Here is a 16,711-nt window from a genome sequence, read left to right on the forward strand (position 1 = left end):
CGTGTGGATAACTTTTGAAAAGGGACGACGGCCCGGCTCAGTTCGCCATCGACCCTTGCTCCCTGGCTTCCGGCCTGGCCAGTGCCCAGGTGTTCAGGAAGGCGAACAGCACCACGCCCCACTGCCGGTCCAGCAGGTCCTCGGTGAGGCAGCACAGGGCCAGAAAGGTGAGCAGGGCCCCATGCAGGGCGTCCTTGCGGCGCATCGCTTCGCGCAGCGGCACGGCGAACAGGAGCGCGAAGGCGATCGCGCCGGGCAGGCCCAGACCGATCCACCAGAGGAACAATTGATCGTGCGGACCGTGATGGCCGTCGGCATAGGCACCGCCCGCGATGCCGCGCAGGCACTCGTCCATGGCCCCGCGCACCCGATCGGGACCGATGCCGATGAGGGCGTGCGCTTCCAGCAGGGACAGGCCGCAGTGCACCAAGGCCCAGCGTTCACCGGTGTCGGTGGTGGCGGTGCTGGGCACGGCGGCGGGGGTGGTGAGGGCCTCCTTCCATCTTCCGCGCAGGGTCGGCGCTGCGATCAGCATCAACACCAGCAGGGTGGCCAGGGGAAGGGCCACGCTTCGCCGCACACCACCGGTGCTGCGCAGCATGATCACCGCGAACGCGACCAGGAAGGCGAGGGCCGGCATGCGCGAGGCGAGCAGGGCGCCCAGCAGGGCGCAGGCCACCACCAACGCGATGCGAACGGCGGATCGCCGGCGCACCAGGTGGGCCGTCTGGATCAGCGCGGCGAGGAAGAGGTGATAGGCCGCATACACCGCGTGCATGCCGGTGTTCGCGGCGAAGGCTTCGCGCAGGGCGCGGGGCTCGTCGAGCAGGTCCGGCTGAGCGAAAAGCACGGGCAGCAGGCCGCGCAGGCCCAACAGCAGGGCGGCACCGCTGAAGACGTCCAGCGCCACCGGGCGGGGCAGGGGCGGCGGTGGGGCCAGCAGCAGCAGCACGGGAAGCAGGAGCAGGGGCACCGTGCGTTCGGCACTGAGCCACGCGGCGTGCGGGTCCTCGCAGAACGGCGCACGCAGGGCGAGCAGCAGAAAGGGAAGGCCGAGCGCGAGGACGAGGGGCCGGCGCACCCTTGCCTCAGGCGCGGATCCCTGCCGCAAGGCACGCGTCAGCTGGACGGCCGCGAAGGCGATGAGCATGGCTCCGGTGGCCGGCAGGGGCCACAGGGCCTGCGCCGCAAGCAGCAGCAGCAGACCGCTGGCCGCGTGGTCGAGCCGATCGTCAGTGCGCCGCATGGGTCAGGCATTGGTCCACGGCCTCGCGCATGGCGGTGCGGAACACATCGCGACCGAACCGGGCCGCATGGGCGCGCAGTTCGTCGGGTCCGCAGCGCACACCCGAGCGCTCGAACCGCTCCACCGCTTCGCGGATCGATGCTCCGTCGGCCGAGGGGAAGAACAGGCCCGTCACGCCGTCCACCACCGTTTCCAGATAACCGCCGGCGCCGAGCGCGATCACGGGCGTGCCGCAGGCGTTGGCCTCCAACGGCGTGAGCCCGAAGTCCTCGTGCGCGGCGGCGACCAGCGCGCGCGCGCTCCGCAGCAGGTGGACGAGCTCCTCGTGCGGCACCTCGCCCATGAGCTGCACGTTGGGTGGACGAGATCGCATCAACCGGTCACGCTCGGGCCCATCCCCGCAGACGATGAGCCGGCGACCGGGCATGGCGCGGAAGGCGTCGATGATGCGGTCCACGCGTTTGTAAGGCACCAGGCGCGAGACGGCGAGATAGTGGTCGCGAGGTGCCGGTCCCGGGGTGAAGCGCTCCAGGTCCACCGGCGGATGCACCACGCGCGCCTCCCGGCCATAGCAGGTCCGGATGCGATCGGCGGTGGTGCGGCTGTTGGCCACCAGGCAGGTGATGCGCTCGGTGTTCGCGCGGTCCCACTGCCGCAGCCGGTTGAGCACGCGCCGGAGGAGGAAGCCCCTCACCCCGTGCATGCCGTGGTCCCGCAGGTAGTCGTCCTCCATCACCCACGCGTAGCGCATGGGGGTGTGGATGTAGCTCAGGTGCACCTGCCCCGGATGGGTCCGCACCCCCTTGGCCACGGCGTAGGAGGCCGACAGCACCAGGTCGTAGCCGCGCAGGTCGAGCCGCTCGATGGCCATGGGGAACAGGGGCAGGTAGCTGCGGAAGTGGGTGCGGGCGAAGGGCAGATGCTGGATGAAGGTGCTTCGTGCACGGCGTCCCCCGAGCACCTCCTGCCGGGCCTCGGGCGTCAGGAAGTCCACGAGCGCGAACACGTCCGGGTCGAACAGGTCGATCAGTTCGCGGGTGACGCGTTCGGCGCCGCCCTGCACGGCCAGCCAGTCATGCACCAGGGCGATGCGCATCGGTCAGTGGCTCAGCTCGGGAGCGAATGCGCGCAAGGCCTGGTGAAGGGCGGCGTCCTGCGCGTCGAAGGCGTAGTGGGTGGCGCGGAGGAGGCCGCTGCGGACCCGGGCCTCGCGGGACTGCGGATCGTTCGCCAGCTCGGTCATGGCCCCGGCCAAGGTAGTGGCCTCGCCGACTGGCACGCGCAGCGCGGCGTCGCCGAACGATTCGCGGAACACCGGAAGGTCACTGGCGATCACCGGACATCCCCGGGCCATGGCCTCCAGGATGGGCAGCCCGAAGCCTTCATACCGGCTGGGCATCACCAAGGCGGTGGCGCGGCGCATCAGGGCGAAGAGCGCATCGTCGTCCACGCGTCCGGTCCAGGTCTCGCCGGGTCCCGGCCTCAGGTCCTGTCGGGCGAAGACGCGGCCGGCATCGCCCACGATGACCGCCAGCGCCTCCGGACGACGTTCGCGGCACAGGGCAAAGGCGCGCTGAAAGATGCCCACCTCCTTGCGCGGGTCGCCGGGCCCGATGAAGAGGAACAGGGGAGGTCCGGTCGGTGCCGGACCCGGTTCGTTGTCCTGCGCGACGGCAGGCGGCACCACCTGGATGCGTTGGGCGGTGGAGGGGACCTGCCGGGCCAGCTCATCGGCCACCGTGCGGCTGACGGTGATGAGGCCGCGGACCCGCGGGATCAAGGAGGGGAGGAGCAGGCGGTACCAGGTCCCGAAGGCACCGCTGAACCACTCGGGGTGCTCCAGCCACGCGAGGTCGTGCACCACCAGCAGTTGATCGCGCAGCAGCCACGGGCCGGTGTTCGCCGGGCCGAGCAACAGGTCATGCCTCCGCAGCCGCAGGGGCAGCACCAGTTGCTCCCACAGGTGGCCGGTGAAGCCGCTCGCATGCCGGGTGGTGATGGTGCGGAACGGAAGCTCCAGCCGCTGCAGCGCGGCCTCCAGTTGCAGGGCGTAGCGCTCCACGCCGGTCACCGGCCGGTGCAGGCAGCGGCCGTTGAGCACCAGCGCCATGGCGCACAAGGTAGGCGGACGGCCGCGCGTGCCCGGTTAACTTGCGCGCCATGTCAGCGCCCGCCGTCCACGCCCTGCACGGGCGTCGCATCGCCTGGCCGCTGGTGCTGCAGGTGGCCTGGAAGAACGTCAGGCTCCGCTACAAGAGCTCGCTCCTCGGCTTCGTGTGGACCTTCCTGAACCCCGTCATCTACCTGGCGATCTTCCTGTTCATCTTCAGCCGGGCCTTCGAGCAGGTGGCCAACTACCCCGTGTTCGCCCTCACCGGCCTCATCCTCTGGACCTTCTTCGCCACCACCTCGGCCCACGTGCTCGGCGCGCTGGTGGAGAACGCGCATGTGCTGCGCTCGCTCGCGGTGCCGCCGCTGGTGTTCCCGCTGGCGCAACTGTTCGCCGGCCTCATCAACCTGCTCTTTTCGCTGGTGCCTTTCGCGCTGCTGCTGGCGGCTTTCGGCTGGCGGCCCCAGCCGGTGCACCTGCTCGCCCTGCCCACCTTGGTGCTCTTCGCCGTGTTCGTCTTCGGCCTTTCCCTCGCCCTCTGCACGCTGAACGTCTACTTCCGCGACATCGGCCTGCTGTGGAACGCCCTGTTGCCTGCGCTCTTCTACATCACGCCCATCGCCTACCCGCCGGACCTGGTGCCCGCCGACCTGCGCTGGATCGCCGGCCTGGACCCGCTCTACTGGTACATCGGCCTGTTCCGCACCATCGTGGTGGACGGGCTCAGCCCCGATGCGGGGACCCTGGTGCTGGTGACGGCCTTGTCCACGGCATCGCTGGCGCTGGGCATGGTGGTGTACGGATCCCTCCGTCGTGGACTGATCGCCAATTACTGAGATGAGCGCAGCGCCGATGATCGAAGTGCGCGGCCTGCAGGCCGACTACCACGTGCAACGCCACGGTGCGGGCTCCATCAAGGAGTACCTGGTCTCGTTCGGCCGCAAGGGCCTGCTCGAACGCAAGCGGATCATCGAGCAGGTGGACCTCGACATCGCGGCGGGCGAATGCTTCGGCATCGTGGGCCGCAACGGCAGCGGCAAGAGCACCCTGCTGCGCGTGCTCGCCGGCATCGTGGAGCCCACGGCCGGATCGGTGACGGTGCGCGGGCGCGTGGCGCCCATGCTCGCCCTGGGCGTGGGCCTCGAGCCCGAGCTCGACGGGCTGGAGAACGCGCGGCTCTGTGCGGCCCTCATGGGCGGGGACCGCCAGGCGATGCGGCGCACCGTGGACCATGTGCGGCACTTCGCCGGCCTGAGCGACGACGACCTGCGCATGCCGGTGAAGCGCTACAGCACGGGCATGATGGCCCGGCTCGGCTTCGCCATCGCCACCACCGATGATCCGGAAGTGCTGCTGATCGACGAGGTGCTCGCCGTGGGCGATGCAGGCTTCCAGCTCAAGTGCTACGAACGCATCGCCGAGCTGAAGCGCAAGGGCGGCACTATCGTGTTCGTGTCGCACGCGCTGGGCGAGGTGCAGCGCATCTGCGACCGCGCGGGCTGCATGGAGGCGGGGCGCTTGGTGAAGGTGGGCGGCACCCACGAGGTGGGCGTGTTCTATCACGGCCTGTTGGGCATACCGGTGGAAGGGTGATGAGCGGACGCGATACGGCACATCCGGAGGGCGCGGGCATCGCGGTGCTGATCCCCTGCTACAACGACGGCGCCTTCCTCCGCGAGGCGCTCGACAGCGTGTACGCGTCGACCAGCGCCCCGGCGGAGCTGGTGGTGGTGAACGACGGCTCCGACGATCCGGCCACCGTGCAGCTGCTCGCCACGCTCCGCGATGAGGGCGTGCGCGTGATCGACCGGCCGAACGGCGGGCTGGCCGCGGCGCGCAACACGGGTTGGCGGGCCACCTCGGCCCCCTGGGTGCTCTTCCTGGACGCCGACAACCGGGTGGAACCGGAGCTGATCGCCAGGCTGGCGGAGGCCGTGGCCCGCGATCCGCAGGCGGACGTGTGCTTCACCGACAAGCGCGAGTTCGGGCTCCGCGACGGCGTGGTGCGGCAGCATGCCGACGACCTGCCCCGGCTGCTGGTGGGCAACCGCATCGACGCCTGCGCGCTCGTGCGCCGCGGCCTGCTGGAACAACTGGACGGCTACGACGAGGCCATGCGCGACGGCTACGAGGACTGGGAGCTGTGGATCCGCGCCACGGCGGCGGGCGCGCGCTTCCACCACATCCCCGAAGCGCTCTTCGCCTACCGCGTGCGTTCCGGCTCGCTGCTTGCCCGCGCCGATGATCCCGAGGTGCGGGCCCGCATCCTGCGCCATGTGGTGGACAAGCACGCCGAGCTCTATGCGAGGCATGCGGGCACCGTGGCCATGGAGTTGCACCGCACCCAGGCGTACGACCGTTGGCTGCGCGCCGAGCTCGATGCCAAAGCGGAGGAGGCGGCGCGGTCGGCGGAGCGGGCCCACGCCGGAACGGCGGAGGCCCGGGCCGCACTGGACCAGATGCGCGCCGAGCTGCTGGACGTCCACCGTGCGCTGGCCGAAGCGAAGGAGGCCGGGCAGCAGCTGCGCGAGGAGGCCGAGCGCGACGCCGCGCGCCTCGCCGAACTGGAGGCCGACAAGGACATCCTGGCCGCCGAGGCCCATCGCCTGGTGGGCGAGGTGGACAAGGCCATGCAGGCGCTGTCCGCCCAGCGCGAGCACGGCCGGGCCCTGCAGGCGCTCATCGGCCAGTACGAGGCGCGCATCAAGGCCATCGAGGGCAGCCGGCTGTGGCGCATGCGCCTGGCCTACCACAAGATGCGCGCGCTGCTGCGCACCTCCAGCGACACCTCGGGCCGGGGCTTCAAGTGGCTGCGGCGCGGCATCTTCCTCGTCTCGGGCAAGGGTCGCCGCATCCTGCGGAAATTCCTGGCCAAGGTGTTCCGCGCGCTCTACCTGCTCACCGAGGAACGCCCTGTGCGCATCCTGGTGGGCGAGGAACAGCAGCAGCTCTTCGCCGTGCAGGGCGACCCCTACCACCAGTGGATGGCCCGCCACTTCGCGCGGCCCAGCGACCTGCGCGACCAGGCCGAGCTCATCGAGGGCTTCGCGCACCGGCCCCTCATCAGCGTGGTGATGCCGGTGTACGACCCGCCGGTGCACCTGCTCGATGCCGCCATCCGTTCGGTGGTGGACCAGGTATATCCGCACTGGGAGCTCTGCATCGCCGACGACCGCAGCCCCAACGCCGAGGTGCGCCGCTGCCTGGAGCGCTGGATGAAGGAGGACGACCGCATCCGCGTCGTGTTCCGCAAGGAGAACGGCCACATCGCCCGCGCGAGCAACAGCGCCCTGGAGCTGGCGCAGGGCACCTTCACGGCGTTGATGGACCACGACGACCTGCTGGCGCCCGACGCCCTGTTCCATGTGGTGAAGCGCCTGCAGCGGGCACCCGACCTGGACCTCCTCTACACGGACGAGGACAAGATCGACGAGCAGGGCCGGCACAGCGAGGCCCACTTCAAGCCGCAGTGGTGCCCGGACCACCTGCTCTCGCGCAACTACTTCGGCCACCTGGTGGTGCTGCGCACGGCCCTGCTGCGCGAGGTGGGCGGGTTCCGGCCCGGCTTCGAGGGCAGCCAGGACTACGACCTGCTCCTGCGCGTCACCGAACGCACCGACCGCATCGCCCACATCCCGCGGGTGCTCTACCACTGGCGGATCCATGCCGGCAGCGCGGCGCGCAGCGAGGAGGTGAAGCCCTACGCCTACGACGCCGCCAAGCGCGCCCTCACCGAAGCGCTCGACCGCCGCGGCGAACCGGCCGAGGTGGGCTTCCTGGAGGGCTTCCGCGGCTACGGCATCCGCTTCACCGCACCGCTGAAGGGGAAGGTGAGCGTGCTGATCCCCACCAAGGACAAGGCCGAGGTGCTGGGCACCTGCCTGCGCTCCCTCTTCGCGCTCACCGAACATCCCGATCTGGAGGTCATCGTCATCAGCAACAACAGCCGCGAGGGCGCGCTCTTCGAGCTGCTGGACGACATGGCCGCGCGCGAGCCCGAGCGCTTCCGCTGGTATCGCCACGACGTGCCGTTCAACTTCAGCGGGCTCATGAACTTCGGCGCGTCCAAGGCCACGGGCGACCACCTCTGCTACCTCAACAACGACACGGAGGTGATCCACGCGGACTGGCTGCGCACCATGCACAGCTGGAGCCAGCGGCCCTCCACCGGCGCGGTGGGCGTCAAGCTGCTGTACCCCAACGACACCATCCAGCATGCCGGCGTGGTGATCGGCCTGGGCGGAGTGGCCGGCCACACCTTCGTGGGCTACCACAAGGACGGGCCGGGCTACTTCAACTACATCAACACCATCAACAACTACAGCGCGGTGACGGCCGCGTGCATGATGGTGGAGCGGCGCAAGCTCGAGCGCATCGGCGGCTGGGAGGAGGCCTTCAGCGTGGAGTACAACGACGTGGACCTCTGCCTGCGCCTGCGCGAGGCCGGCTACCACAATGTGTACCTGCCGCACGTCTCGCTCTACCACTTCGAGTCGCTCACCCGCGGCCATCCGCACATGACCAAGGAGAGCTACGAACGGCACCTGCGCGAGGTGGCGCTGTTCCAGGAGCGCTGGCGCGGCTACGTGGACGACGACCCCTGCTACAACCCCAACCTGGGCCGCGGCGTGCACGACTGGCAGTTCGCGTTGTGAGCAGGCGAGCGTCAGCGAGCATCTGTGCCATCGGCGTTCATCATTGGACGTTGGCATTCGGCTGGAAGCTCGCGGCTTGAAGTTGGAAGCTGGTGGCCGCAAGCTGGAAGCCGTTGGTCAATAACCGTTCCTCAGATCGATTTGGTTATCGTTTTCCGGGCGAATAGCTTCACCGCATCAAACGACCGGACCATGTGCACACACACCTGTTGTGCGCGGCGTTCGGCGGACCGGATGGGGGGGGGTATTGGAGTTGGAAGTCCGCTGATCCTCGCGCTTCTTTTCGCGATCCCTGAAGGGATGAGCGCCCAAGTCCTCAGTGTACAGCTCGACCCCAGCGACCACAACGGCTTCACGATCTCCTGCTTCGGCGGGAAGGATGGGAGCATCGACCTCACGGTTTCCGGCGGCACACCGCCCTACACCTACGAGTGGAGCACGGGTGCCAATACCCAGGACATCTTCGGTGTGGCCGCAGGGTACTACCGCGTGGCGGTGTACGACAGCGACACGGGCTATGTGGTACGGGAGATCACCCTGAGCGAGCCGGAACTCTTGGTGGGGACAGCCACGGCCTTCGAATACCCGAACGACTTCAACGTGAGCTGCCACTCGTGCTACAACGGCAGCATCGATGCGGGGGCCATCGGTGGTGTGGCGCCGTACAGTTACGAATGGAGGGACGGCTCCACCGTGGAGGATCGCAGCGGACTGGGCGCGCGGGACTACACCGTGGTGGTGCGCGATGCCAACGGCTGCGAAGCGGCCGGCATCACCCTGATCCTGCGCGAACCGCAGCGCAACGACTGGACCATGAACGGGAATGCCGGTACCATCCCTGGGCCGCACTACTTCGGCACCAGCGACAACCAGGATGTGGTGTTCAAGAGCAATGGCATCGAGCGACTGCGCCTATTGGGGACTGGACAAGTGAAACTCAGTGGTCTCGGTGATGGAATACTCAAGTCCTCAGGTGGTGGCTTGGTCGAGGTTTTTCCGTTCTCGGAGTCATTGATGCCCCATGACGTTTATCCCTTTTGGCGAACTGATGGGAACTACTTGGTTACGTCAATAGGGACTCCGGCTTTTTTGGGCACTCGGGATAATTCGTCACTGTGGATCAAGACCAATAATCTGTTAAGAATGATTATTTCCGATGATGGACGCGCCGCACTGGGAGAGGAGATTGATCAACTCCCAATGGCGGGTGCGTTGACGATCAAGACAGGTTGGAATGATTGGTTGACATTACGACGTAGGACAAGCGATCCGAACGATGACGGTTTCTGGCATTTGCACAACCCCGGCCCGGATTTCAGCAGGTTGATTTTCTACTATACTGACCAGCATGGTGACTCACCCGAAGCGAGCAGCTTGACTCTTTGGAATGATGGCAATGTGAGTATTGGCGATAACCAACCTTCATCCTTGGACATGCGGGTGCGTGTGGGCGGCGGATTGCATGCGAGTAAGCTGACAGTTGGAGATGTGGGTGACCCTTCCTCCCTGTTGAATGTTGGCGACGATTTCGCAGTTTTAAGTGATGGGCGCGTGCGGATTGGAGACGACGTTACTACGCCGGACAACGGTTATAGACTCTATGTGCAGGGAGGTCTATTGACCGAAAAGGTGAAGGTTGCGATAAGGTCAACGACGCAATGGAGTGATCACATTTTTAAAGCTGATTATTGTTTACCTGACTTAGATGAGGTAGCCTCGTACATTGAGAAATATGGCCATCTACCTGGTGTACCATCGGCTTCGTCCATGGTGGATAACGGTTTGGACGTTGTACAAACAGACGCAATTCTCCTGGCTAAGATTGAAGAATTGACACTATACATTATTCAACTTGAAAAACGAATAAGCGAACTCGAATAATTTGCACGTCGGGCCTATAAGTTGCAATCCAGCATCTAAAGATGTACCATCACGGCTATTTTTTTAGGTTGGCGAGCATCTGTTGCTTGCATCTCATCCCAACGCGTGGGTTTGCGCAGGCACAAACCGTTACGTGCGGAAATGCGCACACCTTCATGTATAGTCAACTTCCTGATTGTAGCGTGCCTTATATGCAAGTGTTCAGTGACGAATTTGATGGTCTGGAACTTGACTATTCTAAATGGAATGTCAGAACTGGACGCATTAGAAACCACGATGTAGAGATTCAGTGTTATCAAGAAGATCAGGTTGTCGTGAACAACGGGTCTCTTCATATAATACATCAATACGAGCCTAATTCGTGTTACGATAGCGAGGATAACGCGAATGTTCAGTTGGAATTTACTTCTGGTGAGATAGATTCACATTTCAGATACAGCTATGGATACTACGATGCGAAGGTATGGCTACCGACTTTGTATGATGGGGTTTGGCCCGGGTGGTGGATATATGGGCAGGAACCGTGGGTGCCGAATGTACATGTAACTGAAGTGGATATTTTCGAATTTAACGTACCTGTTAATGATTTTGGTGGTACGCAAGGATGCAGCGCATGGTCCATGACAACCCATGTTGGAGATAGAGGGTGTGGATGCCTTAGCGATGAATGGGCTTGCGGCTATAGTGCTGCACTGCCGTCAAGCTGCGCCGATGGATGGTTGACATTCGGATTATTGTGGGATCGGTTCAATATAACTTGGTATTTAAACGGCAGTCCTTATCGGGTAACACCTAGAATTCTCCAATTAAATTCCCAACTCGTTGATTGCGAATCACTTACTCTGAATGCGGCGTACCTCAGAACGGTTGATCATAGATATCCCCTCCATCCAGGCGAAATTATTTTCAATATTGCACTAGGGCGTCTGCAGAATGGAAGCTTCCCATGGGGTCCGAATGAGATGAAAGTCGACTACATTCGTTATTTTAGACCTGTGTCATGCAAGGGGAATAGCATCATTAATGATCACGGTGATTTAGAGTTAACATCCGAGTACAACGTACAACACGGTACATCGTTCGAAACAGTTGGCAATATTACACTTGGCTATGGAGAGCAAATTGAGCTAGTGGCTGAGGATAGGATAACTTTGAATGCCGGTTTCGAAGCCGATGCCTATTCCTGGTGTTTGCTCCGGATTGGCGAAACTTCATGCGGGGGGGCAGGCATGGTTGTGGAATCGCCCACCGACGACGGCGAAAGTGCAACGATGAAGTTAGTACAGGATGACCTAGTGCGAACAATGCCAGTATCCTATGTGATTGAACCAAATCCAGCTACAACGAGCTTCTACATCGACATGATCAATTATAAACCCGTTGAGAGCGCGATTGAAGGGGAACTTGTGTACATAGTATCAGATAATTACGGACGTGAAGTGCAAGCTGGAACCTGGCCTGGGAATGGAATATCTATTGACATTTCCGCCCTGTCGAGTGGTGTCTATCAGGTTCAGTTGATTACACGTGATTCAAAAATTCCGGCAGCCAGTTTGCGGTTAGTTGTTACAAACTTAGGGTACTGAGAACATTTGTAAGCAGTGTAAGCTTCCCCTAAAGTCGGGCCAGCGATAACTGGAGGTCTCAGGGGCATTTGTTGTTAGGGTTGGATGAGCACAGGTGGCCGGTAACCGAGTGCTTTGTGAGGCCGAAGATGGTTGTAGTCGTACATCCACTCGGTGGTGCGCAAGCGCACTTCTTCGAGTGTGCGGAAGACGTAGGCGCCGAGGAGCTCACGGCGTATGCTGCCGTTGAGACGCTCCACGTAAGCGTTCTGGGTGGGCTTGCCGGGCTGGATGTAGGTGAGGGTGATCTTGTGCTCTCGGCACCAGTGGTCAAGCTTGGCACTGATGAACTCCGGCCCGTTGTCCACGCGGATCATGGCCGGCAGTGAGCGTTGTTCCTTCAGGCGTTCAAGCACGCGGATCACACGCAAGGCAGGCAAAGAAGTGTCCACTTCCATGGCCAGCACTTCGCGGTTGTAGTCGTCCAGGACGTTGAGCATGCGGTAGGTGCGGCCATCCCACAAGGTGTCGTGCATGAAGTCGATGCTCCATACCTGGTCGGGGGCCTGTGGCTGGAACAAGGCCTGTTTCACGCGTGCAGGCAGGCGCTTCTTGGTCCGCCGACGGATGTTGAGCCCCATGCCGGTGTACACCCGGTAGACACGTTTGAAGTTCCACACATGACCCATCAGGCGTATGCGGTGATGGCACTGCCACACCCCAATGGCCGGATGCTTGGTCACCAGGTCGTCCAATGCGCCGATCACCATCGTGTCGTCGGGCGGATGCTTGCGGTATTGCGCGGTACTGCGAGCAAGACCCACCATGCGGCACGCTTGCCGCTGGGTGTGTCCATGCTCGGTGATAAGGGCCTGCACGATCTCGCGCTTCTCGTCAGACCCCCACTTCTTTTCCACCACCTGCTTGAGGGAGTCGTGCATCATGCTCAGCTCCGCATACATGCGTTTCAGGCGGCTGTTCTCCTCTTGGAGTTCCTTCACCAGCTTGAGCTGGCTGGCATCCATGCCGCCATACTTCGCCTTCCACTGGTAGAACGTGGCGTTGCTGATGCCGTGTTCCCGACAGATGTCGGCCACCTTGGCACCAGCCTCATGCTGCTTGAGCATCGAGACGATCTGATGCTCGGTGAACTTGGTCTTTCTCATGGCTACGATCGGTTGAAGGTAGCCCCCGACCGGTCAGCCGGTTTTCCCCCAGGCCTTTGAAGGGGCCGGGGAAAACCGCCTGACCTCCACTATCACCTGGCCGAACCTTGGGGAAGCTTACACTAAGGACTAGGGTATTGAAATATCACGTTGTATTGTGTATTCGTCACGGGAAAGAACCGTAGACCAAGGAGCGGATTTTTCGCTTGCCCTGTCGACCAATATGCAGTATTCGGCACCAAGGGCTCGGAGTGAGTCGATTGTGCTCGCGGAATTTAAAGCGACATTACTAATTGTCCAACCACGGCGTGCCGAGAAATACATTGGTGTTGGTATGTTACCACTATTTATTATTACCAATGAATTTGCTGGAATTATTGTTTTGACATCTTGCTCGAGAGATAGCATGTATGCATTTGAAGGAGAGATTCGGAAGTCGTGATACTGGTTCATGATGCCCTCAATAATGACGATTGCCAATAGAAACGGTGCGAGGTATTTGCGTTTCAGTGCTGCCATTCCAGCCCCGGCCACAAGAGTCATTGCTGGGATGAATGGGAGTACATAGTAGGCGTGCATCCAGAACGTGTTCCCCGAGCGGAGCATCACGTACGAAAAAGCGCATGATATAAGACAGAAAGTGCCTATTAGTCCGGTTAACTTTCTACTAATCATGTGATAGAATCCGAACAAAAACACAATGAAGCCACTATAGCGCATGGCGTCGAAATAGAAGTTGTCGAATGTGCGATTTAGATTGCCCATTAGCTCACCTAGTCCTACACGCAGGGGTTTACCCATAAAGAAATGCCAATACCCGTAATCTTTTACTAGTCGGGGAACCCATTCAAAGTACCACCAGAGGGCCGGGGTGCAGGAAATCAAGACTAGAACAAGTAAGAAGAAAATGAATTTTACATTCTTAATAGTTCGATGGAGGAAAATGGGAAGGACTGCAAGCAGGCAACCTGATGTTATTTTGCTGAGAAGACCCAGTGCAATGAAAAGACAGCCGACGATAAGTTGACGGTACTGCCGTGGTCTATCGATATAGAAGTCAATTCGTTCAAGGCCGATGATAACAAGAGATATGGAAAACACATCCGGCATAATTTTTCTGCTATACATGAACCACAGAGAAACGGACAATAAAATAGTCGAATAGTATGCAGTGGTCTTGTTCATACGTCTCTCAATGAGCGAGTGATACGATATTAAACCAAATGTTGAGAAGAATAGAACTATCAATCGACCATACCAATGCGCTGGACCTGCAATAGTAATCATGAACGCTATCAGGAGGTTAAGGAGTGGGAACTCCATTCCTGTGATACCGCTGAGTTCACCTGCGGTGTCCATGCGTGGATGCAACACATCATAGTTGTCCGTAACAAGATTTCTCGCCACCATGGCTACTGTGGCCTGTCGCCAGTGGTGCGATGTTTCAAGCGGTGGGTTAGTGATGCCGTGGAGCCTGAAAATGAAGAGAAGGAACACCCAAACATGGGCGATATTGAATTCTTTCTTCATTGTTTAAATCATGTTATAGCTCCCATTGTCTGACATCATAGCGCGTACTCATCTGCACAGCGTGTTGGTTGCTGATTATGGGTGTAGAACTCGTCGCTTTTGAGAAGAGCGGACTGCGGCCGGATCGGATTCAGGTTTACGAATATGTCGGATTCCTTTCACAGATCCTCCCGCACCTTGTCGTGGCTCAGGTCGGTGATGAAGACCTCCAGCAGTTCCTGCACCACGATGTCGGGCTTCTCGCGGGTGACGATGTCGGGGATGAAGACCGGTGACCACACGTACACGCTGCGGCTGAAGTGCTCGCTGAGGTAGGGGATGAGGTACACGGCGAAGGAGTCGCGGAACATCAGCAGCTTGGGCGCCTCGGGGTCGGGTCCCTGCTTGAACACCGGGCGGTACTTGAAGAAGGCGGAGGCGGGCAGCTCCTCCTCGGCCAGATCGCGCGCCCGGAAGTCCTGCTTGGGTACCATCATGTAGGTGACGCGCGTGAGCTTGTCGTTGATGGCCAGCTGCAGGGCCAGGTCGCCCTGGTCGTTGGTGTCGGCCTCCACGATGTAGTCCTCGGGCAGGCAGGGGGCGCCCACCGCGGGGTGGTCCCGGGCGATGCGGTCCATCAGCGTGCGGTAGCCCACGAAGGCGCCCCAGGGGTTCCAGTGGATGTCGGTGGTGTAGTAGGGGTCGCGCACGGCGCGGGCCTCGCGCAGCGGTGCGCGCATGTCGATGAAGCTGACGCCGGTGCGTTCGCGCAGGGCGGTGATCAGCTGGTCGAGGCCGCTGGTGCGGCCGGGCAGCGGGGCGTACTTGTCCGGCAGCTTGTCCGGGTAGATGGTGCTGGCCATCGGCGCCACGGTGAGGTAGTAGCTGATGCCCTGTTCGGCCAGCCAACGCCGCCGCTTCTCCAGGCGCTCGCAGATCAACTGCAGCTCGTTCTCGCTGAAGATGGGCAGGTTGCGGTACTGGTCCACCACGCCCTTGCGCATCAGGAAGAGGTGGCCGTCCTTGCCGAAGACCACGTTGTCCGGCATGGGCGATGAGCGCAGCACGTAGGTGTGGAAGAGGGCGTTCCAGCGGAAGAGCAGCTTGCGGTAGCCGAAGTGGTCGCCGTAGTACCGGGTGTACTTCGCCGGGAACTGTTGCAGCGAGTGCATGCGGGCCAGCGGCTTCTCGGCCAGGGGCCGCTTCTCGGTGTCCTCCAGATAGGGTTCGATGGGCAGCCAGTCGGCGAGCAGGGGCAGCCAGAGCAGCAGCACGAAGGCGCCGGCCAGCGCGGCCTCCGTGGGGCGGGCGTTGCGGGCCGCGTGGTCCAGGGCGGGTGAGCGCCAGGCGCCCAGCAGGGCGAAGAGGCCGGTGACCAGGCCGATGCACAATGGCAGCGGCCCGTTGCCCGAGCGCTCCTGCAGGTCCTCCACCCGCGAGCGCAGGTCCGTGTCACAGTACAGGAAGGGGTCGTTGCCGCTGAAGACCAGGCGCAGGCCGCGTTCCGTCTTTTCTTTGATGCGCACCTGCTCGTTGGTGCCGAACAGGTCGAAGAGCTCCGCGCTGGTGAAGGTCGTGCGCTCGTCGTTGCAGCGCAGCGTCATGCCGCGGATCAGCAGGCTGTCCTGCATGTTGCCCGGGTCGAAGCGCAGGAAGCCGTATGAGGTGTCGGCCGGCATGCGGAAGCTCACCAGCTGGGGCCGGGGCGACCCGCTGAGCGAGGTGTTCACATAGAAGCCTTCCTTGAAGGCGCCGGGCTTGGCGGCGTGGAACACCTGGAAGTTGTCCCGGTGGGTGGCCACCAGGTCGAACTCCACATGCACCGCGCGGTCCTTGAAGTGGATGCCGTTGGCGAGCCCCATGGCGAGCGTGCCGGCGGCGGCGGCGATGAGCAGGGCGAGCACCTTGCGACGCGCGGGCACTGCGAGCCGTGGTGGTGGTGCGTCGGTCCAATGGATGCGCTCATTGCGCCGGGGCCGGAGCAGCAGCGTGAGCAGCAGGAAGGAGAGCACCCCAGCGACGGCGGCCAGCGCGAAGGGGCGGATCACCGGGCGCACGGGGTCCATGGCCTCGGCGGTGAGGTCGGCGATGTCGCGCGTGGTGCTCAGGTAGGGGTCATCGCCCGTGGCCACCAGGCGGATGGCATCGCGCACCGTGTCCACGCTGAAGGGCTTCAGCTGGTGTGTGGGGGCGAAGAGCTCGGCGATGCGGTCGGGCCCGAGGCGCACGGTGCGGTAGGGGCCGCGCAGCACCACGGCGTGCAGCAGCTGTTCGGTGGCGGCGGTGGCGGGGTCGATGCGCAGGCCCTGCACGCGCGTCACCTCCGGCGGCAGGGTGAAGCGGAGGTGCTGGCGGGCGGCGTCGGCGTGGGCTTCCGCCGTGCGCATGCGGCCGGCGTCGTAGACATAGGTGACATCGTCCCAGAACAGCGTGTAGGTGTCGGCGTAGGTGGTGGTCACCTCCAGGTCCACCCGCAGGCCGGGCTCGGCTGGCTCCACGCGCAGGGCCCACCAGGCGCCGAAGAACGCCAGGCAGGCGCCCAGCAGGGGCAGCCACAAGCGGCGAACGGCGGGGTCCAT

The 16,711-nt window shown here is 62.7% G+C and carries 11 protein-coding genes; 5 read left to right on the forward strand and 6 right to left on the reverse strand.

Features of this window, described 5'->3' with window-relative positions; genetic code table 11:
• Positions 1-37: 37 nt before the first annotated feature.
• Genes IPM49_17415 through IPM49_17425 form a run of 3 tightly spaced genes read right to left on the reverse strand, consistent with a single transcriptional unit; the run spans position 38 to position 3,356 of the window.
• The gene (locus IPM49_17415) at positions 38-1,246 is read right to left on the reverse strand and encodes an O-antigen ligase family protein (protein MBK9276300.1); all 1,209 of its coding nucleotides are present in this window, start codon (positions 1,244-1,246) and stop codon (positions 38-40) included.
• On the reverse strand, positions 1,233-2,342 hold the full coding sequence (locus IPM49_17420; protein ID MBK9276301.1) for a glycosyltransferase: 1,110 nt from the start codon (positions 2,340-2,342) through the stop codon (positions 1,233-1,235). The genes IPM49_17415 and IPM49_17420 overlap by 14 nt, the downstream gene beginning before the upstream one ends.
• Before the next feature lie 3 nt (positions 2,343-2,345).
• Entirely contained in the window at positions 2,346-3,356 is a 1,011-nt protein-coding gene (locus tag IPM49_17425; protein MBK9276302.1) for a glycosyltransferase family 4 protein, read from the reverse strand.
• Positions 3,357-3,406: 50 nt separating this feature from the next.
• On the opposite strand from IPM49_17425, the gene IPM49_17430 reads away from it, so the two are divergent.
• The 5 genes from IPM49_17430 (at position 3,407) to IPM49_17450 (ending at position 11,478) form a co-directional block, all read left to right on the forward strand.
• Complete coding sequence (locus tag IPM49_17430) at positions 3,407-4,192, forward strand: ABC transporter permease (protein MBK9276303.1); 786 nt, start codon at positions 3,407-3,409, stop codon at positions 4,190-4,192.
• Between the two features lies 1 nt (position 4,193).
• The gene (locus IPM49_17435; protein MBK9276304.1) at positions 4,194-4,949 is read left to right on the forward strand and encodes an ABC transporter ATP-binding protein; all 756 of its coding nucleotides are present in this window, start codon (positions 4,194-4,196) and stop codon (positions 4,947-4,949) included.
• A complete protein-coding gene (locus IPM49_17440; GenBank protein MBK9276305.1) occupies positions 4,949-8,011 on the forward strand; it encodes a glycosyltransferase in 3,063 nt (1,020 codons plus the stop codon). Before IPM49_17435 ends, IPM49_17440 begins: the two co-directional genes overlap by 1 nt.
• Before the next feature lie 300 nt (positions 8,012-8,311).
• Positions 8,312-9,892, forward strand: coding sequence for a SprB repeat-containing protein (locus tag IPM49_17445; protein MBK9276306.1), 1,581 nt, complete (start codon positions 8,312-8,314; stop codon positions 9,890-9,892).
• Between the two features lie 155 nt (positions 9,893-10,047).
• Positions 10,048-11,478 (forward strand): family 16 glycosylhydrolase, encoded by a 1,431-nt coding sequence (locus tag IPM49_17450; GenBank protein MBK9276307.1) that lies wholly within the window; start codon positions 10,048-10,050, stop codon positions 11,476-11,478.
• 74 nt (positions 11,479-11,552) lie between these two features.
• Here IPM49_17450 and IPM49_17455 read toward each other — a convergent pair whose 3' ends face one another.
• The 3 genes from IPM49_17455 to IPM49_17465 form a co-directional block, all read right to left on the reverse strand.
• Entirely contained in the window at positions 11,553-12,623 is a 1,071-nt protein-coding gene (locus tag IPM49_17455) for an IS3 family transposase (GenBank protein MBK9276308.1), read from the reverse strand.
• A 129-nt stretch (positions 12,624-12,752) separates the two neighbouring features.
• Positions 12,753-14,153 (reverse strand): glycosyltransferase family 39 protein, encoded by a 1,401-nt coding sequence (locus IPM49_17460; protein MBK9276309.1) that lies wholly within the window; start codon positions 14,151-14,153, stop codon positions 12,753-12,755.
• A gap of 158 nt (positions 14,154-14,311) precedes the next feature.
• Complete coding sequence (locus IPM49_17465) at positions 14,312-16,711, reverse strand: hypothetical protein (protein MBK9276310.1); 2,400 nt, start codon at positions 16,709-16,711, stop codon at positions 14,312-14,314.

The organism is Flavobacteriales bacterium, assembly GCA_016715895.1.
In the GTDB taxonomy this organism is placed as follows: domain Bacteria; phylum Bacteroidota; class Bacteroidia; order Flavobacteriales_F; family PHOS-HE28; genus PHOS-HE28.

Bases quoted from the DNA above. Each gene is read 5' to 3' on its own strand.
- IPM49_17415 (MBK9276300.1), bottom strand. From the start codon at position 1,246: ATGCGGCGCACTGACGATCGGCTCGACCACGCGGCCAGCGGTCTGCTG.
- IPM49_17420 (MBK9276301.1), bottom strand. From the start codon at position 2,342: ATGCGCATCGCCCTGGTGCATGACTGGCTGGCCGTGCAGGGCGGCGCC.
- IPM49_17425 (MBK9276302.1), bottom strand. From the start codon at position 3,356: ATGGCGCTGGTGCTCAACGGCCGCTGCCTGCACCGGCCGGTGACCGGC.
- IPM49_17430 (MBK9276303.1), top strand. From the start codon at position 3,407: ATGTCAGCGCCCGCCGTCCACGCCCTGCACGGGCGTCGCATCGCCTGG.
- IPM49_17435 (MBK9276304.1), top strand. From the start codon at position 4,194: ATGAGCGCAGCGCCGATGATCGAAGTGCGCGGCCTGCAGGCCGACTAC.
- IPM49_17440 (MBK9276305.1), top strand. From the start codon at position 4,949: ATGAGCGGACGCGATACGGCACATCCGGAGGGCGCGGGCATCGCGGTG.
- IPM49_17445 (MBK9276306.1), top strand. From the start codon at position 8,312: ATGAGCGCCCAAGTCCTCAGTGTACAGCTCGACCCCAGCGACCACAAC.
- IPM49_17450 (MBK9276307.1), top strand. From the start codon at position 10,048: ATGTATAGTCAACTTCCTGATTGTAGCGTGCCTTATATGCAAGTGTTC.
- IPM49_17455 (MBK9276308.1), bottom strand. From the start codon at position 12,623: ATGAGAAAGACCAAGTTCACCGAGCATCAGATCGTCTCGATGCTCAAG.
- IPM49_17460 (MBK9276309.1), bottom strand. From the start codon at position 14,153: ATGAAGAAAGAATTCAATATCGCCCATGTTTGGGTGTTCCTTCTCTTC.
- IPM49_17465 (MBK9276310.1), bottom strand. From the start codon at position 16,711: ATGGACCCCGCCGTTCGCCGCTTGTGGCTGCCCCTGCTGGGCGCCTGC.